Here is a 21,865-nt window from a genome sequence, read left to right as displayed (position 1 = left end):
CTTCTCGCTTCCAGCTACGTTTGGCTTTCGGGACACGCAAAAAGCTCGACTCCTTGGAGTCGGGCTTTTTGATTTGCAGAGAATGCGCTGGGGGCGTTTTATTTAGTTTGAAAAATAGAGTTGGAGGCCGTCGGCGATGGCTTTGGCGGCGTTTTTTTGGTACTCGGCGCTGGAGATGGTGGCTTCGTCGGAAGCGTTGGACAAGAAGCCCATTTCGAGCAGGACGGCCGGGACGCTGTTTTCGCGGATGACTTTGAAGTTGCCGAAGGCGAGTCCGTTGCTGCGGATGCCCGTGCCGCCTTTGAGCGGGGCTTCCATAGCGCGGGCCAGTTCCAAATCCTTCGATTCGGAATAGAAGCAGACTAACGTTCCGTTGGACGAGGCGCTCAACGCCGAATTGTAGTGGATGCTGACGAACGCGTCTGCTCCCAATGAAGGGGCAAGTTGGGCGCGGGAAGCCAGGGAAGGGCGTTGTCCGCTTTCGGTACGCGTCATTTCGACGCGGGCGCCGCGCGAAACGAGATAGTCGCGCACGTACATCGCTGTTTGCAGGTTTAATTCCTGTTCGACCAGTCCGTATGTGGTACCGATTGTGCCGGGATCGTTGCCGCCGTGTCCGGGGTCAAGTACGATCAGTTTGCCTTGCAGGCTGCCCGATTGAATCGAGCTGGTATCGGCTTTTGGAGCTTGGGCTGCGGCCGTACTTACGTTGACTGCCTTTTGGGTTTGAACGGCGGCCTTGACCGTTGCGCTGCTCCCGCCTTGCAAATACTTGGTGGAAATCCAGCCGTAAGCGCCGTAAGACGTTTGAATGCGCGACCAGCCGCTTTGCTGATCCAATACGGTAACGGCATCGTTGCGGTTCGCCGAGCCGAGCAGGTCGTGGCTTTTGCCGGGTCCGCTGCGAATAATGACGGAATTGGCGGTTACAAGGGCCTTGCTGCCGGTCGATACGCTGCTGGAAGCCGCGATCGAACCTGTAGCGGCAGAAGTGGAAGAGGCCGTGTTTACAGTCGCCGAAGCCGAAGAGCCGTTTTCGCGCTTCAAATAATAACCGGCTACCCAGCCCGACGTCGAAGCATTTTCAACTTTAAGCCAGCCCAGATTTTCATCGGTGACGGTTACGACATCGCCACTGCGCAGCGAGCCGACGACCGGCGTATCCGGTCCTGCCGTGCTGCGCACGTTCAGTGAGTCCGTATAGACTTTGGCGGTATAGCCATTGCCTGCGTGGGCTTCGCCTGGTGCAACTGCCAAGACGGCCGCGCCGATACCGGCTGCCAGCGTCAGCGAGGCCAGACCTTTGTGGCGAAAAGCAGGAATCGGCTCGCCGACTTTTCTCGCGTTCGCCTGAATATCTCGCCTTACGCTCACCGAACGTTTGATTGAATTCATATATGTACCTCCGCATTGTTCATTTTCATTAAGGATTGATCGCAAAAATCAAAGATTATAAAAGTAGGTATCGTCAGTGCCCATAGTTTCATTTCATAGTACCCATTTCGACGCGAAAAGATACGCTTTTCAGCAAAAATGGTTCGATATACTCAAAAAAATGTGTGAAAGAGGCTGAATGATTAGGAGGAATTGGAATCCTAACGGGAGTCGCTCATTTTTTGGATATAACCAGCAGAAAAAAAGCCCTATCGGCTAAGCGCCGACAGGACTTTGGATCAAACCTATATGTTTAAGCTTAGACTTGTTGAACTTTCATCACGTTGGTGTTGCCGGTTTGCCCGATCGGAATCCCTGCGGACAGAACCACGGTATCGCCGGATTTGATGTAGCCCGCTTCGAGCGCATTTTTCGTTGCCGCTTCGAACATTTCGTCGGTGCTGGTCACGGCTTCGCCTTTGACCGGAAGAACGCCGTACAGCAGGCTCATTTTCGGCAGCGTTTTTTCATGTTGGGACACCGCGATGATCGGAGCTTTCGGACGGTATTTGGAGATCATGCGCGCCGTAAAGCCCGACTCCGTCGAAATGATCAGGGCTGCCGCGTCGAGAACGAGCGAAGCGTTAACGGAGCTTTGGCTCACCACTTCAGTGATGTCGTTCAGGTGCAGAGCGCGTTTGCTGTTGAATTGTACGTCGTAGTCGATCATGGTTTCGGCTTTGGCTGCAACGGCCGCCATTGTGCGAACCGATTCCAGCGGGTATTTACCCGCAGCGGATTCGCCGGACAACATCACGCAGTCCGCGCCTTGCAGAACCGCGTTCGCCACGTCGCTGACTTCGGAACGCGTCGGGCGCGGGTTGACCTGCATCGATTCCAGCATGTGGGTCGCTACGATAACCGGCTTGCCTGCCAGGTTACATTTGTCGATCATGAGTTTTTGCGCGGCAGGAACGTCCTGTACCGGCACTTCGACGCCCAGGTCGCCGCGGGCCACCATGATGCCGTCGGAGGCTTCGATGATGTCGTCCAGGTTATCCATGCCTTCTTGGTTTTCGATCTTGGAGATGATCTGAACGTGCTCGGCGCCTTTTTCGGCAAGGATGCGGCGGATCTCGCGAATGTCTTCGCCTTTACGCACGAAGGAAGCCGCGATAATTTCAACGTTTTCGCTCAGGCCGTAGTTGATATGCATCACGTCGCGCTCGGTTACGCCCGGCAGGCTGGTTTTAACGCCCGGCAGGTTCACGCCTTTGCGAGGTTTCAAGCGTCCGCCGTTCAAGATCGTGCAGTAGATTTCGCCGCCTTCGATTTTCAGTACGTCCAGCGCGATCAGGCCGTCGTCGATCAGGATGCGGTCTCCGACTTTTACGTCTTCGTTCAGCTTCGGATAGTTAACGCCGATGCGATCTGCCGTGCCGAGAACGTCCGGTTCGGTCGTGAGGATCAGTTCGCTGCCCGCGTCCAGTTGAACGAATTCGTCTTGCAGTTTGCCGATGCGTACTTCCGGTCCTTTAATGTCCATCATGATCGGTACGAAGGTGTTCAGTTCTGCCGCGGCTTGACGGACTTTGCGAATACGTTCGCTATGGTCGGCCGGTTCGCCGTGCGCCATGTTCAGGCGGGCAACGGTCATACCGGATGTAATCATTTCCTTCAGCATTTCGACAGTGTCGCAAGCAGGTCCCATTGTACATACAATCTTGGTTTTCATAGTCAGTAAAAGCCTCCTCGGGTTTTCTTGAGCTTGGGGGTTGTTGTTCCTCCCGAAGCTTGAAGATCATCGCGTGCTCGGCGTCGGGAAGATTGGAGCGTTTTCGGTCCGATTAAGCACGCGGTCGACAGACGCACGCAGCAACCGACACGGAATACGCACCAGATTCGCTCTTTTATTGTATACCCGTTATTCACGGATTGATTGGCGCTTACAACAACCTTTTAAAGTTATTGTACCGCCGGGGCAGGCAGGATGAAATGACATATAGTACAATGTAGGAAACATAGTACGACGAGAGGGAAACGCTTATGCCAAAAGTGGAAGACGTGCATCAGGACAACGGGGCGGAATGGTACGAACAAGCCGAGACGGGAAAAGATTGTTATTTGCTTACACTGGCGACATACGGAAAATGCATCTACTGGGTGGACGGAGAACGAAATATTATGGAACGCGGCGACGTGCTGCTGATCCCGGCGCATACTCCCTATTACGGGAAAAGCGTACCGACGCTGACGCATACGAAAACGGTTGTCGGCTTCACGGTATCGGCGGAAGATGCCGGCGCGCTCCCCTTGCTTCGACACGATCGGCCTTACAAAAGGCGGTTGGGGCGCTACGAGTCGGTTCACGAGCGAATTCGTGTTTTGCGCGAACAATGGAATGATCGGCCGTCGTACTACGAGCTGATGGCGCAGTCGATTCTCACGGAACTGCTGATCGATATTAGCCGGGAATTCGACCGCGGTTTGATTCAGAGCGAGAAGCAGCGGCATGTCGAGCATATGAAGCGTCACGTGGAGCGGCATTATCGGGAAAAGATCACGAAAGAAGTGCTAGGCGAGGTCATCAACCGCACGCCGAATTACGCCGCTTCGCTGTTCAAGGAAGTGACCGGACGTACGATCAGCGAATGCGTGCATCGGCAGCGAATGAAGCGCGCCGTCTATATGTTGGAGGAATCCAGGCTGAATGCGGCGGAGATCGCGGAGTTTCTGGGGTATAAGGATGCCTCGTATTTTTATCGGATGTTCAAAAAGATTACGGGCGATTCGCCTTCGGCACTGTTGAAGGATCGGCGGGAGTAGTCCATTATCGACTCTTAATCATAGGATGATGTTCGCTGGAAACCCACACGCTTTAGGCGGGTTTCCGTTGGAGACTTCGTGCACGTGTTAGGTACGAAATCTCCGGCGGGCATAACCTTACTTTTAGCGTTGATAAGGAGTAGGCGGGGCGGCTCGACGAATAGCGTATTTACTCGAGCTGGGTAGGTGGGTTATCGTTGCCGCGACAGACGCCGTTGACCTTTTTGAAAGCCGAAAGACTATATTCGAAAGTAAACCTCATATCGAAACACGGTCAGCGTGCGAGTCATTTGCCGGACATATGCGCATCTGCGCCGTATAACGTTGAAATAAATACGAAAATCCAGTTAATCCGAACATATAAGAATGAGAAAAGCAAATACCTGCATAGGTCCATTTATTTAGAGCGATACATCGCAATCTGGTTTAAAAAGGCTTATTTAAATGGATATATGCTTTTATTTTCTGTGAATGCACAGAAAAGACGAAAATAAATGGATATTTGCAGGTATCCATCTGCCGTCGTTGCGAAGAGTTACGGCTCCGGCTGCTCGCGGTAAGCAGTCGGCGACACGCCGCAGACGCGTTTGAACATCTTGGAGAACAGAAACGGGTCCGGATAACCGACGGATCTCGCGACGTCGCTGACGGAAAGCGACGGATTGCGCAGCAGCTCTCGTGCGCGCCGCATGCGGTATTGCAGCAGGAAGGTCTGGAGCGGAACGCCGTAGGCGTTTTTGAACAGGCTCGACAGGTACGTACGGTCAAGCCCCACGGCGCTGGCAATATCTTCAGCGCCGAGCTTGCGGCTGTAGCCGTTCTCGATCACGGCGGCCGCCTTGGACAAATGCGCCTCCCTCGCCGGGGGAGGCGTATTTGCGCGCGCCGATTGCTTCGGCGCGCCGGCGACCAGCGCGGCCAGCAGGCGGTAGACCTCCGCCTGCACCAGCAGGTCGCCGCCGGGCTGCTCGCGTGCCTCGAGCAGCCCGGCGTAAAAGCGCTCGAACGGCGACACGTCCGCCGCCGCGTATACCGGCGAACCGGCCGTCAGCCCGGCCCGCTCCAATAGCGCGCGGACATGCAGTCCGCGCAGCCCGATCCAGGCGTAGACCCACGGATCGTCGGCGTCCGCCTCGTAGTGAACGAGCGTATCGGGCACGATCAGGAAACCTTGCCCGGCCGAGAGCGGGTATTCGCGTCCTTCGGAGCGAAAGATGCCTTTGCCGCTATAGATATAGTGAAGAATGAAAGCATCGCGCAGCGCGGGCCCCCAAGAATGTGCGGGCGCGCATTCCTCGCGACCGTAGAAGAGGAGGGAAAGCTCGCTCTGCATGCGGGTTTCCTCGGAAGTATGGGTGAATTGTTCGGCTGGCATGAGTGGTGCTCCTTTCATTTGCCAAATTCGATTAGAATCGCTCCCGGGAGCTTGACGAAGCGTATACTTGGGAACAAACATCGTTTGATTGAATCCGCTCCCGGGAAAGGATCGAAAGCCGGTTGGACCGTCCGGCCTTCGATCCTCGTTATTTGAAGTCGCTAATTGCGGTGACGATCTTTGTTCTTACATTATAACAAATAAACCTTCCATTACTCCATGTCTTCCTGTAAGCGTTACCGTTATAGTGAAGACATCGACGAACCACCAACAAGGAGGCGGAAGAAAATGAATAAAATTACGTTTATCGGCGCAGGAAGCACGGTTTTTGTGCGTAATGTATTGGGGGATATCATGCTGACGCCGGCGCTTCAAAATTTCGAATTGGCGCTGTACGACATTAATCCGCAGCGTTTGCAAGAATCCGAAACCTTGCTTCGTGCCATGAAAAAAACAGCGGACAGCCAATGCGAAATCAAATCCTACACAGATCGGAAGCAGGCGCTGCAAGGCGCGAAATACGTCATCAACGCGATCCAGGTCGGCGGTTACGATCCTTGCACGATTACCGACTTCGAAGTGCCGAAAAAATACGGACTCCGGCAAACGATTGCGGACACGCTCGGCATCGGAGGCATTTTCCGCAATCTTCGCACGATCCCGGTCATGCTGGACATCGCTGCCGATATGCGCGAAGTGTGTCCGGACGCCTGGTTCCTGAATTACACGAATCCGATGGCAGTGCTGACGACTGTCATGAACACGGCAGGCGGCATCAAAACCGTCGGATTGTGCCATAGCGTTCAGCACTGCATTCCGGGCTTGTTCGAGAACCTGGATATGGATACGACGAACGTACGGGCCAAAATCGCGGGCATTAACCATATGGCCTGGCTGCTCGAAGTCACGCGCGACGGAGAAGATTTGTACCCGGAGATCAAACGCCGCGCGGCCGAAAAGCAAAAAGAAAAACATCACGACATGGTGCGCTACGAGCTGATGAACCGGTTCGGCTATTATGTTACGGAGTCGTCCGAGCATAACGCCGAATACCATCCGTATTTCATCAAAAAGAATTATCCCGAGCTGATCGAACGTTTTAACATCCCGCTCGACGAATATCCGCGCCGCTGCATCAATCAGATCCGCGAGTGGGGCGAGGTGCGCGACGGCTTGATGGAAAGCGAATCGTTAACGCATACGCGCAGTCTCGAATACGCTTCGCATATTCTGGAAGCGATGGAGACGGACAAGCCGTTCAAGATCGCGGGCAACGTTATGAACAACGGCCTGATCACGAATCTGCCGCAGGACGCGTGCGTCGAAGTGCCTTGCCTGGTTGACGCTTCCGGCGTAAATCCGACCTATGTGGGCGCCCTGCCTCCGCAGCTTGCGGCGCTTAACCAAACCAACATCAACACGCAGCGTCTGACGATCGAAGCGGCTTTGACGGGAAAAAGGGAGCATGTCTACCACGCCGCTCTGCTCGATCCGCATACGGCCGCCGAACTGTCGATCGACGACATCGTATCGCTCTGCGACGACCTGATCGAAGCCCACGGCGACTGGCTGCCGCAATTCGACGATGAACGATTGAAGGTTTCTTCACGCTAATCTAATTTTTATATCGTGTTTAAGAGACTACGAGAGTGTAGTCTCTTTTTATGTTGCGTGTTTTAATCAACACTCTATTTGATATAGTATCTATAGGTGATATACGACAAAAAATATACGTGAATTTAAAAACGAAAATGATTATAGATCAAGCTATTAACTTGAGATAAGCTACTATATTGATGATAGGAGGGTATATGTAATGAATCAAATTAATGAATTATATATTGGGAACTATAGAGGAATAAAAAATCTTCGACTTGAGAATACGGGAGCAATTAACCTTCTTGTAGGTAGGAACAACGCAGGAAAAACTTCTATTTTGGAAGCTATTGAGTTGATTTCTGCACCGGGTGATGTTTATCAGATGGTTCAGACAGCCAGAGGAAGGGATCGTTCTTTGGTGACTAGTTCTTCATTGCTAACACTTGATTCAATGTTATGGGCTTTTCCTGTTTCTTCGGGCGTGGAAGCTAATGAGCAAATTCATTCGGATATAGTGATTGAATTGAAAGGATTTGAAAGGGATATTTCTTATAAAATCTCATGTGAGGATACTAAAACTCTCGTAGAAAAGTATCAAGAAATACCTAAAGTTTTAATAAATGATGAAGCGGAGGAGGTTGAGAAGGAATTTGTTGAAGCTCGTGCGCTACGTCTTATTTTTAATATAAACAATAACGGCAAATACTACTCTAGGAGAGAAGTAGTCACATTCCCCTCGGCCCTCATGCGTCGTAATTCAAAGAAACCCATCTATAATACTAAAATGATCACCCCTGTTGAACACCGTTTAATCCCTGTATCTCCGAAAGCTTTGACTGATAGCATTCTTGGAGGAAACAAAGAAAAGTTAATCCAACTTCTTCAAGACTTTGATGAGAATATTGAAGACATTGAAATCCTATCGCCTGATGATCGTACGGCTGTTCCTTACTTTAAACATAAGTACAAAGGATATTTGCCTGTTTCTATATACGGTGACGGGATTCGTAGAGTCCTAACCGTGGCAACTGCTATTTTGCAAGCTCGAAATGGCATATTATTAATTGATGAGATCGAGACCGCGATTCATGCAAAAAGTTTAAACATATTTTTTGAATGGCTAGTGAGTAGTTGTCATGAATTTAATGTACAGTTGTTTGCCACTACACATAGTCTTGAAGCGATCGATGGAATTGTGTCAGCAGATTCAAATCATCTTAGCGAATTAATTGTATATCGTTTAAACAAAGACCGGGATACCGAAGAAACAAAAAGTACAAGATTTACCGGAGAAACTCTACATACGATCAGAGTAGAGCTGGGTCAGGATGTGAGAGGGTAATGAAGTTTTGCTATATCATAACCGAAGGTCCGCACGACGTAGAGTTGATCGGCAAAATACTCAAGATGAACGGGGTTCGAAGAGTCCAGCTTTTAAAAAAGTTAGAAGACTATTGGATTGATATGATTCCGAAGAATTATCCTCCAGATGGCGACTTGATGAAAAGAGTTCCGGTTCCAGCCTTTTTTCAAAATGAATCCGTCTCTGTGGCAGTGCATGCGGCTGGAAGTTTGACTCGAATCCCTGCGATATTAAATGCTACTTTGTTAAACAAATCGGATAAAGAGACGAAATTGGATGCTGTTGGCGTTGTTATAGATGCTGATATGGATCTCGTCCCCTCTTTCCAAAAATGTATAAGAGACATTGGAGATGAACAACTTACGTTTTCAGCATTAGGTACTCCAGGAGAAATAGTAGATGGAAGTCCCAGAATAGGTGTCTATGTTCTTCCTGATAATGAACATCCTGGTACGCTTGAAAGTATGGTATTAGACGGTGCACAAGTCATATATCCTGATTTATTGGAGTCGGCACAGAAGTTCGTGGACGAAGCAGATCCTTCTTACAAAGAATTGGCAGGGTGGAAGCCCGCAGATCGAAATAAAGCCGTTATAGGGTGTATCGCAAACATTCATAAACCTGGTAAAGCCAATCAAGTGTCTATTGGAGATAATGATTGGATATCCGAAACTACGCGAAATCAAGTACCTTCTATTCAACAAATGGAGCAATTTCTAAAAAAATTGATAGGTATGGAATGACTTTTTTCAAAATCAATCCGGAAACGAGGACTTCAACTCCATGAACACCGTCAAAAAAATGTCCCTGTCCCTGCTGGCGATCCTGCTTCTGTTACCGATCTTGTCCGCTCCCGGTACCGGAACTGCCGAGGCAGCATCCGCAAGCTCTTCAGCCAAAACCAAAACCGTCATCGGCGTCTCGGTAGCCACATTGTGGAAATCGCCGGGAATCGCGCGCAAGCTGGATGCTCCTTCTTTGGCGGCGCCCGTCGATCTGACGACCTGGACCGCCGCGATGAACACGACCGAAAAGCGCAGATGGTTGACGGGCAAGACCGAGACGCAAGCGTTGTACGGACGCGAGGTCAAGATCGTGCAAACCAAAGGCAGCTGGTCGCAGGTCGTCGTGACCGATCAATCCACGTCCAAAAGCCGTTACGGCTATCCGGGTTGGTTGCCGACCGTTCAACTGAAATCCGTGCCTGCCTCCGAATGGTCGCGTACTTCCGGCAAGGAAGCGGTCGTGAGCGCGAAGACCTCAACCCTATACAAGACGGATGGAAAAAGTAAGCTGCTGGATCTGAGCTTCGGTACGCGTCTTCCCATAACGTCGGAGAAAGGCGAGTGGATGGAGGTACGCACGCCGCAGCACGGGATTGCTCGTCTGCGCGCCGAAGACGTGAAAGTTGCAACCGTCGGCAAATCGGAAACGCAACCAACTGGACCTCAACTGGTCGAGACGGGGAAGATGTTCCTCGGACTTCCTTATCTATGGGCGGGGACGTCGGCGTACGGGTTTGATTGTTCCGGCTTTACGGGGGCGATTTACGCGTATTACGGGATTTTGCTGCCGCGTGACGCGTCGGAGCAAGCATTAGCGGGTAAAGCCGTAACAAAGGCCAATTTGCAGCCGGGTGACTTGATGTTTTTCGCGCATAACAACGGGAAAGGCAAGGTTCATCATGTCGCGATGTATATCGGGGACGGGAAGATGATGCATTCGCCGAAAGCAGGCAAAACGGTGGAGATCATTCCGATTGCCACAGCCGGATATGCCAACGAGTTTGCAGGGGCCAGACGTTATCTGAACGAGTAGTCGCTGCACGGCTTGGCTCGGCAAAATATAAAATTTTAAGAAAAAAGAAACTCTTCTCCCGGTGCCTCGTAGTAGAAAGCATGAAAAGTCGCGATCATTCATTTGGGAAGCGCGCGGAACCGTCAGTCGACTCGACGCCCGCGCACGACTCTATTTTATATCGATAGGAGAGAATGCACATGAAATTGTCAAGAATTCTGCTGCTTGTCGGAGCCGTATTCGAGCTGCTGCTCGCGATTCCGGTCTTGGGCGGAGCGTTCGTACTGGGAACTGGATATACGGCGCTCGGATTTATGTTCTTGTTCCATCTGGTTACGTTGGTGTTCGCGGCCCGCGAACGCGTCCCTTTTTACGGCCCGATCTTGGGTATGGTCACTTCGGCATTGGCATGGATTCCGATCTTGGGTTGGGTCATGCACTTGGCGAGCGGTATCGTGTTGGTGATCAACGCTTTGAGCGGACAGCAACGTGAAACTCGCGGCAACGAGCAGCGTCGTTTTTACTAAAACTTGATCTTGCGGGCCGAAAAGCTCGCTTATACGGTTCATTCCAATGAAAAGCCCCCGTCAGCCGATTTACGGCCGATGGGGGCTTTTTTTGGAATTCTTTTGATTGCGTTAAAAGCATTTTCCGCATCCCGGCTTAAGCGTTAAGCGGTTGTCCTTCGAATGCTTGAACATCAAGCGGAGCCGTCAGGTAATCCTTCGCTTTGGCCACGAAGGCTTGGAAATGCGCGCTGCTGTTGTGCAGGCCGACCGCTTCTTGATCGCGCCATACTTCAACCATCGTATAGACGTTTTCTTTGGCTACGGCTTTGTGCAGATCGTAAGCGACGTTGCCTTCCTCGGCTTGCGATGCTCTTACCAGCGGAGCCAGTTCGTTTACGAATTCAGTTTCTTTGGCCGGATTCACATGGAAAGTTGCGTGAATGATAATCATGTCACATTCCTCCTTGTCGAATTTCATTAATTCGGATTGCTTTGGATTCGGGACGTGTCCCGGATCGCGATAATCTTAGTGCCATTCCGTCGTGCGAGCGACGTCCAGACGCGAAGAAGAGTGACCTTCTTTAGCGGCTTTACCGATCGAAATCAGCATAACCGGAACGTGGCGGGCCGGATCGAAGCCGAAAGCTTCGGTTACTTTTTCTTTGTCATAGCCGCCGATCGGGTTCGTGTCGTAGCCGTGTGCACGAGCAACCAGCATGAATTGCATCGAAACCAGACCTGCGTCGATCAGGACGGAATCGCGTTTCATTTCAGTCGGCATGCCGCTGAGCAACGGAATGTATGCTGCCATTTGTTGGTCTTTGACTTCTTGCGGCATATAGCCCAGCTCTACGCCTTTGCTGAAGATTTCGTCCGCGAATTCGACAAAGTTCAGATCGCCGAATACAGCCAGTACGGCCGAAGACGTCTCGACTTGGTTGCCGTTGAATTTAGCGAGCGGAAGCAATTTGGCTTTGGCTTCCGGGCTTTCGATAACGGCAAAGCGCCAAGGCTGCATGTTCACGGAAGAAGGAGCCAGAGTAGCTTCTTCGAGCATTTGCGTCATTTCTTCACGGCTGATTTTAACGGAGGAATCATAGTAACGAACGGAACGACGGCTTTTCAGAACATCCAGAAAATCTTGAGTTTTTTGTACACTGCTCATGGGTTGGCAGCTCCTTTTCAAATGAATTATGGGTGCTTGTTGAAAGACTTGAGCGTCTGCGCGGGTCGGCGATGTGTTCGCCGCTGACGCACATGCCCGTATTGCGACGAATGTATCGATCCGTGCAATGAATTAAAGGGTCTCGGCGTTGCGATGCATACGTTCCAGCATAGTTGCCAGCATCTCGCGCTCTTCAGCGTCGAAGCCACGGAACAGATCTTCGATCAAACGCGACTTTTCCTGTACGAATTCTTCGATATGCTCGCGTCCGCGTTCGGTAAGATGAACTAACGTCACGCGGTTATCGTCAGGACAATTGCGACGACTGACGAAATCTTTGGCTTCGAGCTGCTTCAGATGGCGAGTAACGGCGGCACCGTCGATCCCGAGCGACTTTTGAAGGGATGTTTGGCCAACCTCTTCAGCGGCAAACAATTCTTGCAACAGACGGAACCGAGTCGCGCTTATCCCTGCACAGCCGGAAAAAGCGGTACCGATCCGGTTATTTAACAATTGCAGTCTCTCTACAATGGACGTCTCAGGCGTGACCGAACACATTCGCAGCCTCCCCTTTCTTGATAAAATGATTGACGGGTCAAACATTGATCTGTCAATTAATATAACGGGTCTGCTGAAGAAAAGCAAGTACCTTATTAAAAAATCTTGCGGATCAAGTGAAACCATGCCATTATTTGGGCGTATATCCGCTTAGACAACAGGCGACGATCTAATAACATCACGTTGTTTCTACATACTTGCGCTTGAACCAAGCAACGTACTACGCGTCCAGGCCTTCCGCAGATGAAGCATTTCAAAATCGAGAGGAGATTACATTATGCAAAACCAAAATCAAAATCCGTACAACCCTCAAGGCGATCCGCATTCGCGCGACGTCGAGGAGAACAAGACGATTGCTGCGCTGTCTTACATCCTGTTCTTCCTGCCTTTGCTGGCGGCGCGCAATTCGCGTTTCGCGATGTATCATGCGAACCAAGGCTTGCTGCTTCTGTTGGCCATCGTAGCCGGTAATATCGTGCTCGGCATCATTCCCTTCATCGGTTGGATTCTGCTGCCGATCCTGAACCTGGCCGGTATTATCTACATCATCATCGGCGTCATGAATGCGGTAAACGGCAAAGTTCAACCGCTGCCGTTCATGCCTAAAGTCGATATTCTGAAGTAATCCCGAATAGCTGGTATAGTAAAGGGAAAAGGCGTCCGCAGCGTAACGAGCGACAAAGCAGCGGACGGGTGCAGGAGGAGCTTCATGAGCGACGATCAACAGGCGGAAACGACCGCCAAGCAGGTAGCCGAATGGATGGTTGAGGAAATTCGTTTCCGCGGCATCCTGAGGCAAGAAGAAGCGATCGCCGACGTTCGCGAACACTTCGGGGAAGCGTTCATTTTCGTCAATGAGAACAAGAATGCTTCGTTGGAGAAAGAAGTGAAAAAGGAATTCCGTAAGCTGCATCGCGGGCAGATTGCCTGGGATCGGGACGGATTTATGTGGGCGTGGATTGGGTGACACGAAGAAAGCCGCTGGGGGTTCCCGGCGGCTTTTTGTTTTGTCTCGGAAAACGTCTGGGCTGCGGTTAAGGATTCAATTGGGAGCATGGGGCGCCGGGGGAATTCGTGCAGTCGCGTGTTGCAATGGGGAAGCTTGATTATTATGAAGAGGAGGCTTCCCCATTGCAAAGGCTCCTTTCACGAACTCCCCCTCTGCCCCCAGGCACGTTTAGCGGGGGCGGGACGTTTTCCAAGACAAAGTGAAAAGTCGGCGGGAAAAGGCTGATTCTTCGTTGGGGGGGAGGCGGGAAGGGAAGAAGACACAAGGTGCTTGGGCAGGCTTTTTGGAGCCTAACGGGTCACAGAGGCTTTGGTGCTGGGAATTTGCGTTTTGAAATTTTAATGGGTCGAGGTCGGGTTTGAACGAAAAAAAGGATTTTCGATGGCTCGAAAATCCTTTTTTCTGACCAATGTGGTTTGGGGTCGGGGTTGCTGGCAATATTATTGGATCGAGAACACTTCTTTTTTCAACAATTCTTCCGGCTTTTGCGCGATGGGGTCGCTATGGAAGTAGTCTCGGATGACGCCGTCTTTGACGTAGTTGGCGATGGAGACCATGATCATGCCTTGGTCCAGGGCCAGGTAAGCCTTGGCGACGTCGCCGGTTTCCAGATTGACGGAATCGTACAAGCCGTATTTGCCGGACATGTTCAGCTTTTTCAGCGCTTTGATGTTTTCGCGGACTTCTTTCGGCGCGTAATCCAAAGCCAAGAAGCTGGCGTGAGCGGTTACGGTCGAGCTGTTTTCGTAGCCCGAGATGCCGAGAGGAGTGGCGGCGAACTCGCTGTATCCGTCAACGGTCGCGGATGGCGAGAAGCCCCAGGCCGGATAGCCTTTTTCCTTGGCGAATGCGATCTGGAGGTCGACGTGGCGTTGGTTGTTCAAGCCCAATGCTTGCGTGCCCAGATCTTGTTCTTTGATCACGATGCCCGGCATTAAGCCTTCGAACATGCTGCCGCCCCAACTTGGGACAAATTTTTGGCCTTGATAGGTGTAGCTGCCTTCGAACACGTCCACGCCGTCGTAGTTCACGATCTTCCCTTCGGGAATTTGAGACTGCCAATCCCATTCCTGCGGCATCGTGCGGTACATTTTCCACCAGTGCTCTTGAGGAACGTCGCCTTTGCCGATCGCAATATAGCTGGCGACGCGCGGTTCGGTATAGAACGTTCCGTAATGGTGCTCGGTCAGCTCGCCTTTCGCGACATCGTAACCGCCGCGGAATTGACCGACTTCGGGATCGTACAGCGTCGTATAGTTCATGTCGTCCACGAGCTTGCTCGTCTGGGCGTTCAATTCCGGATAAGCCTGCCCGACCACGATCAGACCGGCGGACATCCATCCGTTGTCGACTTGGGAGATAAACTGTCCCCAGTCTTTTTTGACCGTGGCGTCCTCCGTGTTGTACCAGTTGTAGAACAGGCCGTTCCATTTATCCATCTTTTCCAACGTGGCAAGCGTCGTTTGCAGACGGGAGACGGCTTCTTTTTTCGTAATAAGCTTCATCTCCTCGGCGGAAACGGTGCTCATCATGTACATGGCAATATTGGTCGGCGAGGTGCGCTTGGCTTCCTCTGCGTCTTTGTCGTTTTTGCCTTTCATTCGGACTTCGTCGGACGTTAATCCGGTCTTTTCTTCGGTAAAATCCTTAAAATACTTGTACGTGCTTTTAGATAGCGCTTTCAATTCGGAAGTGAACCCGGCAGGTTTGTTTGATGTTTGAGCAGAAGCGAGAGGCGCCAGCGACAAATGGGCGAGCAGGCAGAAAGCAAGAACAAAGCTGAACATTTTCACTTTTTTCATCACTTTTCTCCTTTCCAAATTGGAAATCGAAACGTTTCTTATGGTAATCATAACCTAATAACCTCTTCTTCTAAAAACTAAACATCTGTAAGGCTACAAAAAAAACCGCCCATGGGCGGTGACGTTTTTCGGAAATTCTGTTTTCGGTCGAAGAACGTAAGCGGAAGGAGCATTCAGTAAAAGGCGCCTTCAAACCAGGACGCGTACGCAAACTTGACGATGTGCATCTTTGGTTGCCTTCGAAGTTTGCGTACATGCTTTAGAAAAGTCACGCCTTGCCATCCCAGCCCGGCAGCTTTCCGGATGAGACAGCATTTTGAATGAACTTCTTTCTTGATTCTGCTTCTTCGCCGGATAGAACTTCTCCGCTAAACATGTCCATGGTCGGTCAAGTCAGGAGGGAAAAAGGTTAAAAATTAAAGTGATTGATCGCTGATAGTGCTGCGTTCACTTTAAAAATTTTAGCATTGGCTTGCTGAATGCCGAAGCCGGAAAGGCGCTTCAGGTGAAAATCCAGATAGCTAGCGGCATTTTCTTCGGTATCGAAGAAGTAAAGTCCGCCGGCTTCGCCGATTTTTTCGTTCTCGGTCCAGACTTTCTTTTGGAAGCCAGGCACTTCGTTGATGCTTTCGGCCAGTTCCGTGAAGCCTTTGGTCATTTCATCACCGTACGGTCCCGGAAATTTGAAATCGATTTGCAGTACAAAGCTCATATCCATGTCCCCTTACTTGTTCATTTCATGTTGAATGATTTTCAGATGTACAGTTCGCCCAGTACACGTTGAATCTGATGCGGTTTGTTGCTCAATTGTTCGGCGATAAATGCTTCGGTGTGATCCGGCTGGAGATCGTACATCACTTCGATTTCTTTGGCGAATAAACGCTCGTTGCCGGAGAACCAATCTGCAAGAACAGGGACTTTGGCCGGAACCGGTTTTTCCTTGAGTATCGATTCCAGACCTTTGACGTACGTATCAAGCGATTGCGCGCCGACGATTTTTACGCCCTGATTCTCTTCGTTCATGATGATGATCGTTGGGAAGCCGCGCACGCCGAGGCGGGACGAGAGCGCGAAGTCTTCTTCCAGCAGATCCTGAGCGGCTTCGGTGGCTGCTTCTTCGACGATCGCTTTTCCGTCCAGGCCGATCTCGTCGACGATACGGATCATGGCGCTGTCTTCGGCAATATTTTCGTTAAAGGCAAACAGCTTCTCGCGCGTTTTGCGCAGGAATTCCTGTTCTTTGCCCGCATGCTTGCTTTGAATGATTTTGAAAACACGGGAAGGAGGGAAAGAAGACTGGATCGGATTTTCGAGCCAGACGCTTCCGTCGATCGGCATCCGGGAATGCTCGCCGACTTCTCTCCAATGTCCGGCGACGTCGGAAGGTTTTTGAATGCCGTTGGCGCTGTCCCCGAAGCCGTTCCAGCTTGGCAGCAATCCGCCCATCACGATGTTGAAATTGAAGTGTTGACCGTATTGATGAATAAATCGAGTCAGTACGGGTTCCAGCGCCCAACAGTGCGAGCAGATCGGGTCAGTTACGTAGTAGAGTGTCATTTTTGGCGTTTGCGGCGCGAAATCGATGATACCGTTCGTTTCTTCTTCATTTGCAGGCCCGCAAACGCCCGTTTTTAAATCACAAAACAGATTGTCGCTCATGATTGAGTCTCCTTTCGATATCGGACGAATGTCGGATTAGCGAATTGTTTTGAGCGCACCGGACCAAGATACAACTTGGCTCAGCAGGTTTTGTACAGTTGGCAGATGATGTTCGCCCGGCTTGAACGCGCTCATCGCTTCGAAGTCGGTGAACAAGTTGAGTGCCGGTTGCGTCGATACGACAGCCACTTGCGGAACCGAGAGGATCATGCGTAGTTGACCTGCTGCTGTTGTTCCGCCTGCAGAGCCGTAGCTCACGATTCCGGCAGCTTTGTTGTGGAATTCCAGATGCAGATAATCCAGTGCGTTTTTTAGGGAAGAGGTAATAGCGCGGTTATACTCGGGCGTTACGAAAATAAAACCGTCCAACTCTTCAATCTTGCGTGACCAAGCTGCTGCTTGCGGAGTTTGATAGTCTTTGGAAAAAGCGGCAGGCACAGGTTCGTTATATGCGGGAAGATCGTAATCCAGAATATCGACAACTTCAAAAGAAGCATCATCGCGTTGGTCGGCAATTTGTTTCACCCAATCGGCAACTTGCAGGCTTACTCTTCCTTGACGGGTACTTCCGGTTACGATACCAATTTTCAACATGATTTATTCCACCTTTTTAAAGTATATTAACTTTATTTATGTTTCATAGTATTATTATAAGACTTAGGATTTTAACATCAATTACTGTCTTTTTTTGTACTTAGTATCAAAAAACATACCTACAGGAATGGAGCGAAGAATGATGAAGTACGATTTTGATATGAAGAACCTGTGTCCGGCAACGTTCTCTTTTCAAGTCATCGGAGGAAAGTGGCATTTACCGCTAATGGCGATTTTGTCCGAGAACGAGACAATTCGATATAACGATCTGAAAAGAAGGCTGGACGGCATCACGGCTACTACGCTAACGAATGCACTGAAGGAGTTGATTGCTCACGGGGTTGTTCGTCGCGAAGCTTTTGCCGAGGTGCCTCTGCGGGTGGAGTATTCGTTGACGGAGTCGGGCAAGGAGCTGGTTCCGCTGATCGAAGCGATCGTGACATGGGGCGGAAGGCATATGCCGGAGATTGAACCATTTTGAATAGAGAAAGCCGAAGAGTCGCGTATACGAGCTTCTTCGGCTTTTTTGTGCGTTTACAGGCTATAGGCAAAATGATAATAAGCGATAAATAAGCTGACTAAGGTCAACACAATCGATGGGATCGCTTTGTTAAAAGGGTCTTTGGCGATGGCGATCAGCGTAAAGGCTGCGACTAGCATGGTTCCGCCGAGCAGCAACCCTGCAAGCAGAGCCACGACCGGAACCCAGATACCGACGATCATGCCGATTGCGCCAATCAACTCGAAACTTCCTGTCAGCAAATTGAAAAAAGGAGGGAACCCGAATCGTTTGAACTCGTCAGCCATTTTTCCGGAAGCAATCTTAAACCCGGTCATGATGAAAAATCCGCCGAGCAATAGTTGCAAAACAATGATTACGATACCGATGACGACTCACTTCCTTCTGTAGAATCACGATGTATGAATACTTATTCCGTTGCATTGATGTACAGTCGGTTCAAAAGGGCATGCAGCTGTTCGATCTCTTGTTCGCTTAAGCCTCTGGTAATATGCTCATGTGCTTCACGCACGGTCTCGATCAATTGTTCCTTCAGAGCGGCTCCCTTTTCAGACAAATACAATTCATGCGAACGACGATCGCCATCGTTGACGACCTTGCGAACCATATCTTTTTTGACGAGCGAGTGAATCATGCGTACGATGGTCGTCTGATCCCGATCGATGGCAATTGCCAGCTCTTTTTGCGTTAGGGCATGTTCGGTGTTCAGATAACTGATCAGACTCCATTGTTCAGGGGTGATCGCATATTGTTTGAGTCTTTTCATGAAGTAATTTGTCATTTTGACATCCGTCCGGTGCACGAGAAATCCCGTCACGCTATATAAGTCCATGTGATTCCCTCACTTTTCTGTTAGGCATTGCAGCCGTCCAATTTTGCTTGAATCATAATTTAAGCAAAATGGACTGTCAAGAAAAGTGCCTACTCCACGATCTCGAATCGATAGCCGACGCCCCAGACGGTTTTGATAACGGACATGGCTTCCGAGGACAGGGTTCCTAGCTTGGTGCGAATCCGTTTGACATGGGTATCTACGGTTCGAATATCTCCAACGAATTCATGCTTCCACACGCATCGCAGTAAATGGTCTCTCGAGAAAACTCGGTTTGGGTTTTCTGCCAGGTAATAGAGCAGGTCGTACTCTTTTTGGGTAAGAATGACCCTTTCTTTTCCATTCGAGACTCTATGGTTTTCTTCGATTACGAACTGGGGAAGTTTGATTCTTTTGTCGGGGAGAGCCTGCAATTCTTTGCGATGACGAGTGCGGTCCAGGATGACTCGAATCCGGTGAAGTAGCTCGCGCGGGCTGAAGGGCTTACTTACATAATCGTCTGCGCCGGCTTCAAAACCGCGAATTCGGTCTTTTTCTTGCGCTCTCGAACTGATCATCAGGATTGGAGTATGCTTGAATTTGCGCAATTCCCGGCATACATCGAATCCGTCTTGGTCGGGCAAAAGGGGATTCAGCAGAATTAAGTCGTAGCGCTCGTTAAGCCCGTTAGTCAGCCCCTCGCTGCCGCTTGCGGTTTCTTTGATCGAATAATTTTCTTCTTCCAACAAACGTCTAAGCAATTCCCGAATTCTCTGTTCGTTATCGATGATCAAGATGCGTCGGACGGTCATTGCATGGCGCTCCTCCTTATAGATCAATGCTTGAATCAAAAAAGCATTCAAAAGTTGGGATTTTATATGCTATAGCATATATTAAAGCGGGGATCGTATTTTTGTCAACTGCACAGAGATGCTTAAAGTCCCAAAACATTTAAAAAAGGAGATGAGTTTTGATGGGACTGGAGGTGAGGCTTCTGAATGCTTCTGTAGGTAATCCGGTCTCCTTAATTGTGTCGAATGGTGCGCTAATCATGCGGATCAGAGCGGAACGATATGGGGAATTATTTCTTCAACCGGCTATTTGGCAACGTTAGAGATCACTTTTTTAGGCAATTTTCCTCTGAACAAAATGATTGTCAACGCTGAAATTCCTTCGACTTCAGAAGCATGGAAACAGTTGCGAATAAACTTTGAATCGCGTTGGATTTTGTTGAACCACCTTCGAACGATTACTTGTTTAGGGAGTATTGTAGCCTGACCGGACACCAATCATGAAGGGAGATGGAAGATGAGTTTTCTCGCCAATAATCTAATCCCCATTTTCAAAAAACACGAATTGCTTTTCAAGGAAAGTTATCAGGAAGCGGAAGGCGTACACACTTTAAGCCGGGCAGTAGGGCTTGTTCGCCATTACGCCGTCTCCTTCCATGCTTCAATAGCTGCAACTGACTGAAACCCGAAGCGAACGTCCTGTGAAGCTGCTGTATCTGGATGCCGTGACCGTTTATCTGAACAATTTTAAAAGAAGCCGGGCTGGTCGCGGCTGGTTCGAGAAGTTTGAGCAGGTGTTGTAATGCTCGCTAAAGCTGTCGAGGAAGTTGTTTCGGCGGCGGAAGCCAGAAGGCTCCGAGAAAATTACCAGCATAAGCTCCCGAAGTGCATTTCTTCGAAACGTTGAGCGTTTGAACGCAGAAAGCTTCCGTTCGAACGCTTTTTTGCGCTCTGACGGAAGCTTCGTAGTACTCTGTCTCAGATGAAGGTACGGTTACGCTCGTCCGAAACGCACTAGACCCATGTGCGTTTCGGCCAAACGTAAACCTACTATTTGAGGTGATACAGAGTAGTAGGCTAATGAATGATCAAGTTGTTCGGAACCGCACGTAAAACGCCGTACCTTCCTTGCCTGTCGACAAGTCGATCGAAGCGCCGTGCTTGTTCGCGATGCTGAAGCAGACGGCAAGGCCGAGACCGGAGCCGTTTTCTTTCGTGGTATAGAACGGCTTCCAGATCTGTTCGACGACGTCGGCCGGGATGCCCGGACCGTTGTCCTCGATGACCAGTACGGCGCGTCCGTCCTGCATATACGTCTTGAGCTGAATCCAGCCGTTTTCCCCGGTGGCTTCGAGCGCGTTGCGGATGAAATTAAGGATCAGCTGCGTAATTTGCTTGTTATCCATCTCGATCGACTCGACATCGGTCAGATGTGTCGTGATGATCTTGCCCGTGACGGAAGCATCGGCTTCGATCAGCGGCAGGATTTTGCGGATCAGATCATTCAGATTCTCGCGCTTGAGCTGGACCATATGGTCTTTGGCCAGCGACAGGAATTCCGTGATGATCTGATTGGCGCGGTCCAGCTCCTCGATCATGACCTGAAGATAGGCGGGTTCGAGTGTGTTTTTGCCCTGCATGAGCATCAGTTGAAGGAAACCGCGCACCGTCGTCATCGGATTGCGAACCTCGTGCCCGATGCCTGCCGCGACTTCGCCGACCAGATGCAGCTGGGACAGGCGCTGAAGTTCGTGCTCGTACTGCTTATGCTCCGTCAGGTCGCTAATCATCGTGAGCAGCAGCAACTCGCCGTTAAAGTCGAGCCTTACGGTGCGCAAAATGCAGGCCCTCTCGTCCCCGGCATGGTTCGTAAACGTCACTTCGCGGCTGATCCCTTCGGGAACCGTCGAGTGTTCGTCCGGCTCGGGAATCTGAAGCATCAGTTCATTGCCGCGAATCAGCTCGCCGTACTGCGTGTCCATTTGAAGGCGCGTGATGCCGAGCAGCAGCAGAAAAGCGTCATTCGCTTCGATAATCTCGCGGTCCTCAAGCGTGGTAATCAGCATCGGATGCGGACTCGCGGCGAAGATGGCGGCAAATCGGTTTTCCGAAG

The 21,865-nt window shown here is 50.5% G+C and carries 24 protein-coding genes and 1 pseudogene; 11 read left to right on the top strand and 14 right to left on the bottom strand.

The features are described from left to right. Positions 1 to 102 precede the first annotated feature (102 nt). Both SACSAC_RS09010 and pyk read right to left on the bottom strand, forming a co-directional pair. On the bottom strand, positions 103 to 1,395 hold the full coding sequence (locus SACSAC_RS09010; protein ID WP_051506996.1) for an N-acetylmuramoyl-L-alanine amidase family protein: 1,293 nt from the start codon (positions 1,393 to 1,395) through the stop codon (positions 103 to 105). Positions 1,396 to 1,693: 298 nt separating this feature from the next. Further along, positions 1,694 to 3,109: a pyruvate kinase gene (pyk, locus tag SACSAC_RS09005; protein ID WP_037285469.1), complete on the bottom strand. Its 1,416-nt coding sequence runs from the start codon at positions 3,107 to 3,109 to the stop codon at positions 1,694 to 1,696. 311 nt (positions 3,110 to 3,420) lie between these two features. Here pyk and SACSAC_RS09000 point away from each other — a divergent pair, with 311 nt between their 5' ends. Further along, entirely contained in the window at positions 3,421 to 4,200 is a 780-nt protein-coding gene (locus SACSAC_RS09000) for a helix-turn-helix domain-containing protein (RefSeq protein ID WP_037285467.1), read from the top strand. A gap of 535 nt (positions 4,201 to 4,735) precedes the next feature. Here SACSAC_RS09000 and SACSAC_RS08995 read toward each other — a convergent pair. Then, the gene (locus tag SACSAC_RS08995) at positions 4,736 to 5,575 is read right to left on the bottom strand and encodes an AraC family transcriptional regulator (protein WP_037285465.1); all 840 of its coding nucleotides are present in this window, start codon (positions 5,573 to 5,575) and stop codon (positions 4,736 to 4,738) included. 288 nt (positions 5,576 to 5,863) lie between these two features. On the opposite strand from SACSAC_RS08995, the gene melA reads away from it, so the two are divergent. The 5 genes from melA to SACSAC_RS08970 all read left to right on the top strand — a co-directional run bounded on the left by melA (position 5,864) and on the right by SACSAC_RS08970 (position 10,861). Next, on the top strand, positions 5,864 to 7,189 hold the full coding sequence (gene melA / locus SACSAC_RS08990; RefSeq protein ID WP_037285463.1) for an alpha-glucosidase/alpha-galactosidase: 1,326 nt from the start codon (positions 5,864 to 5,866) through the stop codon (positions 7,187 to 7,189). 202 nt (positions 7,190 to 7,391) lie between these two features. Further along, the gene (locus SACSAC_RS08985) at positions 7,392 to 8,516 is read left to right on the top strand and encodes an AAA family ATPase (RefSeq protein WP_037285461.1); all 1,125 of its coding nucleotides are present in this window, start codon (positions 7,392 to 7,394) and stop codon (positions 8,514 to 8,516) included. Further along, positions 8,516 to 9,280 carry a DUF3226 domain-containing protein gene (locus SACSAC_RS08980; protein WP_037285458.1) on the top strand — a complete coding sequence of 255 codons (765 nt, stop codon included), beginning with the start codon at positions 8,516 to 8,518 and terminating at the stop codon, positions 9,278 to 9,280. Before SACSAC_RS08985 ends, SACSAC_RS08980 begins: the two co-directional genes overlap by 1 nt. Positions 9,281 to 9,320: 40 nt before the next feature. Next, positions 9,321 to 10,355 carry a C40 family peptidase gene (locus tag SACSAC_RS08975; protein WP_037285456.1) on the top strand — a complete coding sequence of 345 codons (1,035 nt, stop codon included), beginning with the start codon at positions 9,321 to 9,323 and terminating at the stop codon, positions 10,353 to 10,355. 179 nt (positions 10,356 to 10,534) lie between these two features. Continuing rightward, positions 10,535 to 10,861 carry a hypothetical protein gene (locus SACSAC_RS08970; protein ID WP_037285454.1) on the top strand — a complete coding sequence of 109 codons (327 nt, stop codon included), beginning with the start codon at positions 10,535 to 10,537 and terminating at the stop codon, positions 10,859 to 10,861. Between the two features lie 136 nt (positions 10,862 to 10,997). On the opposite strand, the gene SACSAC_RS08965 is transcribed toward SACSAC_RS08970, so the two are convergent. The 3 genes from SACSAC_RS08965 to SACSAC_RS08955 all read right to left on the bottom strand — a co-directional run bounded on the left by SACSAC_RS08965 (position 10,998) and on the right by SACSAC_RS08955 (position 12,566). Continuing rightward, entirely contained in the window at positions 10,998 to 11,294 is a 297-nt protein-coding gene (locus SACSAC_RS08965; RefSeq protein WP_037285452.1) for a putative quinol monooxygenase, read from the bottom strand. Between the two features lie 75 nt (positions 11,295 to 11,369). Then, positions 11,370 to 12,008: a nitroreductase family protein gene (locus SACSAC_RS08960; protein ID WP_037285450.1), complete on the bottom strand. Its 639-nt coding sequence runs from the start codon at positions 12,006 to 12,008 to the stop codon at positions 11,370 to 11,372. Between the two features lie 132 nt (positions 12,009 to 12,140). Next, on the bottom strand, positions 12,141 to 12,566 hold the full coding sequence (locus tag SACSAC_RS08955; RefSeq protein ID WP_037285448.1) for a MarR family winged helix-turn-helix transcriptional regulator: 426 nt from the start codon (positions 12,564 to 12,566) through the stop codon (positions 12,141 to 12,143). 277 nt (positions 12,567 to 12,843) lie between these two features. Between SACSAC_RS08955 and SACSAC_RS08950 the strand changes: the two genes are divergently transcribed. After that, positions 12,844 to 13,191: a DUF4870 domain-containing protein gene (locus SACSAC_RS08950; RefSeq protein ID WP_037285446.1), complete on the top strand. Its 348-nt coding sequence runs from the start codon at positions 12,844 to 12,846 to the stop codon at positions 13,189 to 13,191. 84 nt (positions 13,192 to 13,275) lie between these two features. Continuing rightward, positions 13,276 to 13,533: a DUF6953 family protein gene (locus SACSAC_RS08945; RefSeq protein ID WP_037285444.1), complete on the top strand. Its 258-nt coding sequence runs from the start codon at positions 13,276 to 13,278 to the stop codon at positions 13,531 to 13,533. Between the two features lie 482 nt (positions 13,534 to 14,015). Here the strand turns inward: SACSAC_RS08945 and SACSAC_RS08940 are convergent, their stop codons facing one another. From SACSAC_RS08940 to SACSAC_RS08925, 4 genes are all read right to left on the bottom strand, one after another. After that, the gene (locus tag SACSAC_RS08940; protein ID WP_037285442.1) at positions 14,016 to 15,377 is read right to left on the bottom strand and encodes a glucoamylase family protein; all 1,362 of its coding nucleotides are present in this window, start codon (positions 15,375 to 15,377) and stop codon (positions 14,016 to 14,018) included. A gap of 409 nt (positions 15,378 to 15,786) precedes the next feature. Beyond that, the gene (locus tag SACSAC_RS08935; protein WP_037285439.1) at positions 15,787 to 16,089 is read right to left on the bottom strand and encodes a monooxygenase; all 303 of its coding nucleotides are present in this window, start codon (positions 16,087 to 16,089) and stop codon (positions 15,787 to 15,789) included. Between the two features lie 41 nt (positions 16,090 to 16,130). After that, positions 16,131 to 17,036 (bottom strand): DsbA family oxidoreductase, encoded by a 906-nt coding sequence (locus tag SACSAC_RS08930; RefSeq protein WP_342666453.1) that lies wholly within the window; start codon positions 17,034 to 17,036, stop codon positions 16,131 to 16,133. A 36-nt stretch (positions 17,037 to 17,072) separates the two neighbouring features. Next, complete coding sequence (locus SACSAC_RS08925) at positions 17,073 to 17,630, bottom strand: NADPH-dependent FMN reductase (RefSeq protein ID WP_037285435.1); 558 nt, start codon at positions 17,628 to 17,630, stop codon at positions 17,073 to 17,075. 139 nt (positions 17,631 to 17,769) lie between these two features. Between SACSAC_RS08925 and SACSAC_RS08920 the strand changes: the two genes are divergently transcribed. Continuing rightward, positions 17,770 to 18,111, top strand: coding sequence for a winged helix-turn-helix transcriptional regulator (locus SACSAC_RS08920; protein WP_037285433.1), 342 nt, complete (start codon positions 17,770 to 17,772; stop codon positions 18,109 to 18,111). A gap of 53 nt (positions 18,112 to 18,164) precedes the next feature. On the opposite strand, the gene SACSAC_RS08915 is transcribed toward SACSAC_RS08920, so the two are convergent. The 3 genes from SACSAC_RS08915 to SACSAC_RS08905 form a co-directional block, all read right to left on the bottom strand. Next, complete coding sequence (locus SACSAC_RS08915; protein WP_037285431.1) at positions 18,165 to 18,518, bottom strand: DoxX family protein; 354 nt, start codon at positions 18,516 to 18,518, stop codon at positions 18,165 to 18,167. A gap of 41 nt (positions 18,519 to 18,559) precedes the next feature. Beyond that, a complete protein-coding gene (locus SACSAC_RS08910) occupies positions 18,560 to 18,982 on the bottom strand; it encodes a MarR family winged helix-turn-helix transcriptional regulator (protein ID WP_037285429.1) in 423 nt (140 codons plus the stop codon). A gap of 89 nt (positions 18,983 to 19,071) precedes the next feature. Continuing rightward, positions 19,072 to 19,773 (bottom strand): response regulator transcription factor, encoded by a 702-nt coding sequence (locus SACSAC_RS08905; RefSeq protein WP_037285426.1) that lies wholly within the window; start codon positions 19,771 to 19,773, stop codon positions 19,072 to 19,074. A gap of 241 nt (positions 19,774 to 20,014) precedes the next feature. On the opposite strand from SACSAC_RS08905, the pseudogene SACSAC_RS28760 reads away from it, so the two are divergent. Together SACSAC_RS28760 and SACSAC_RS28295 are read left to right on the top strand one after the other, a co-directional pair. Next, a pseudogene (locus SACSAC_RS28760) lies at positions 20,015 to 20,239 on the top strand (anthrone oxygenase family protein); the annotation flags it as partial. 30 nt (positions 20,240 to 20,269) lie between these two features. Next, a complete protein-coding gene (locus SACSAC_RS28295; protein ID WP_211251335.1) occupies positions 20,270 to 20,434 on the top strand; it encodes a hypothetical protein in 165 nt (54 codons plus the stop codon). A gap of 406 nt (positions 20,435 to 20,840) precedes the next feature. On the opposite strand, the gene SACSAC_RS08900 is transcribed toward SACSAC_RS28295, so the two are convergent. Then, positions 20,841 to 21,865 (bottom strand): ATP-binding protein (locus tag SACSAC_RS08900; protein WP_169833763.1); only part of this gene is annotated, 1,025 nt, incomplete at its 5' end.

The sequence above is a fragment of the Saccharibacillus sacchari DSM 19268 genome (assembly GCF_000585395.1).
In the GTDB taxonomy this organism is placed as follows: Bacteria; Bacillota; Bacilli; order Paenibacillales; family Paenibacillaceae; genus Saccharibacillus; species Saccharibacillus sacchari.
Note: the sequence above shows the minus strand (reverse complement) of the source record. Positions and strands in the feature narration are given on the sequence as shown.

Excerpts from the sequence above, each read along its gene's own strand:
- SACSAC_RS08985 (WP_037285461.1), top strand. The coding sequence starts at position 7,392 with ATGAATCAAATTAATGAATTATATATTGGGAACTATAGAGGAATAAAA.
- SACSAC_RS08975 (WP_037285456.1), top strand. The coding sequence starts at position 9,321 with ATGAACACCGTCAAAAAAATGTCCCTGTCCCTGCTGGCGATCCTGCTT.
- SACSAC_RS08995 (WP_037285465.1), bottom strand. The coding sequence starts at position 5,575 with ATGCCAGCCGAACAATTCACCCATACTTCCGAGGAAACCCGCATGCAG.
- SACSAC_RS08945 (WP_037285444.1), top strand. The coding sequence starts at position 13,276 with ATGAGCGACGATCAACAGGCGGAAACGACCGCCAAGCAGGTAGCCGAA.
- SACSAC_RS08970 (WP_037285454.1), top strand. The coding sequence starts at position 10,535 with ATGAAATTGTCAAGAATTCTGCTGCTTGTCGGAGCCGTATTCGAGCTG.
- SACSAC_RS08950 (WP_037285446.1), top strand. The coding sequence starts at position 12,844 with ATGCAAAACCAAAATCAAAATCCGTACAACCCTCAAGGCGATCCGCAT.
- SACSAC_RS28295 (WP_211251335.1), top strand. The coding sequence starts at position 20,270 with ATGAGTTTTCTCGCCAATAATCTAATCCCCATTTTCAAAAAACACGAA.
- SACSAC_RS08930 (WP_342666453.1), bottom strand. The coding sequence starts at position 17,036 with ATGAGCGACAATCTGTTTTGTGATTTAAAAACGGGCGTTTGCGGGCCT.
- SACSAC_RS08955 (WP_037285448.1), bottom strand. The coding sequence starts at position 12,566 with ATGTGTTCGGTCACGCCTGAGACGTCCATTGTAGAGAGACTGCAATTG.
- pyk (WP_037285469.1), bottom strand. The coding sequence starts at position 3,109 with ATGAAAACCAAGATTGTATGTACAATGGGACCTGCTTGCGACACTGTC.
- SACSAC_RS08910 (WP_037285429.1), bottom strand. The coding sequence starts at position 18,982 with ATGGACTTATATAGCGTGACGGGATTTCTCGTGCACCGGACGGATGTC.
- SACSAC_RS08935 (WP_037285439.1), bottom strand. The coding sequence starts at position 16,089 with ATGAGCTTTGTACTGCAAATCGATTTCAAATTTCCGGGACCGTACGGT.
- SACSAC_RS09010 (WP_051506996.1), bottom strand. The coding sequence starts at position 1,395 with ATGAATTCAATCAAACGTTCGGTGAGCGTAAGGCGAGATATTCAGGCG.
- SACSAC_RS08920 (WP_037285433.1), top strand. The coding sequence starts at position 17,770 with ATGATGAAGTACGATTTTGATATGAAGAACCTGTGTCCGGCAACGTTC.
- SACSAC_RS08980 (WP_037285458.1), top strand. The coding sequence starts at position 8,516 with ATGAAGTTTTGCTATATCATAACCGAAGGTCCGCACGACGTAGAGTTG.
- SACSAC_RS08905 (WP_037285426.1), bottom strand. The coding sequence starts at position 19,773 with ATGACCGTCCGACGCATCTTGATCATCGATAACGAACAGAGAATTCGG.
- SACSAC_RS08925 (WP_037285435.1), bottom strand. The coding sequence starts at position 17,630 with ATGTTGAAAATTGGTATCGTAACCGGAAGTACCCGTCAAGGAAGAGTA.
- SACSAC_RS08940 (WP_037285442.1), bottom strand. The coding sequence starts at position 15,377 with ATGAAAAAAGTGAAAATGTTCAGCTTTGTTCTTGCTTTCTGCCTGCTC.
- melA (WP_037285463.1), top strand. The coding sequence starts at position 5,864 with ATGAATAAAATTACGTTTATCGGCGCAGGAAGCACGGTTTTTGTGCGT.
- SACSAC_RS08965 (WP_037285452.1), bottom strand. The coding sequence starts at position 11,294 with ATGATTATCATTCACGCAACTTTCCATGTGAATCCGGCCAAAGAAACT.
- SACSAC_RS09000 (WP_037285467.1), top strand. The coding sequence starts at position 3,421 with ATGCCAAAAGTGGAAGACGTGCATCAGGACAACGGGGCGGAATGGTAC.
- SACSAC_RS08960 (WP_037285450.1), bottom strand. The coding sequence starts at position 12,008 with ATGAGCAGTGTACAAAAAACTCAAGATTTTCTGGATGTTCTGAAAAGC.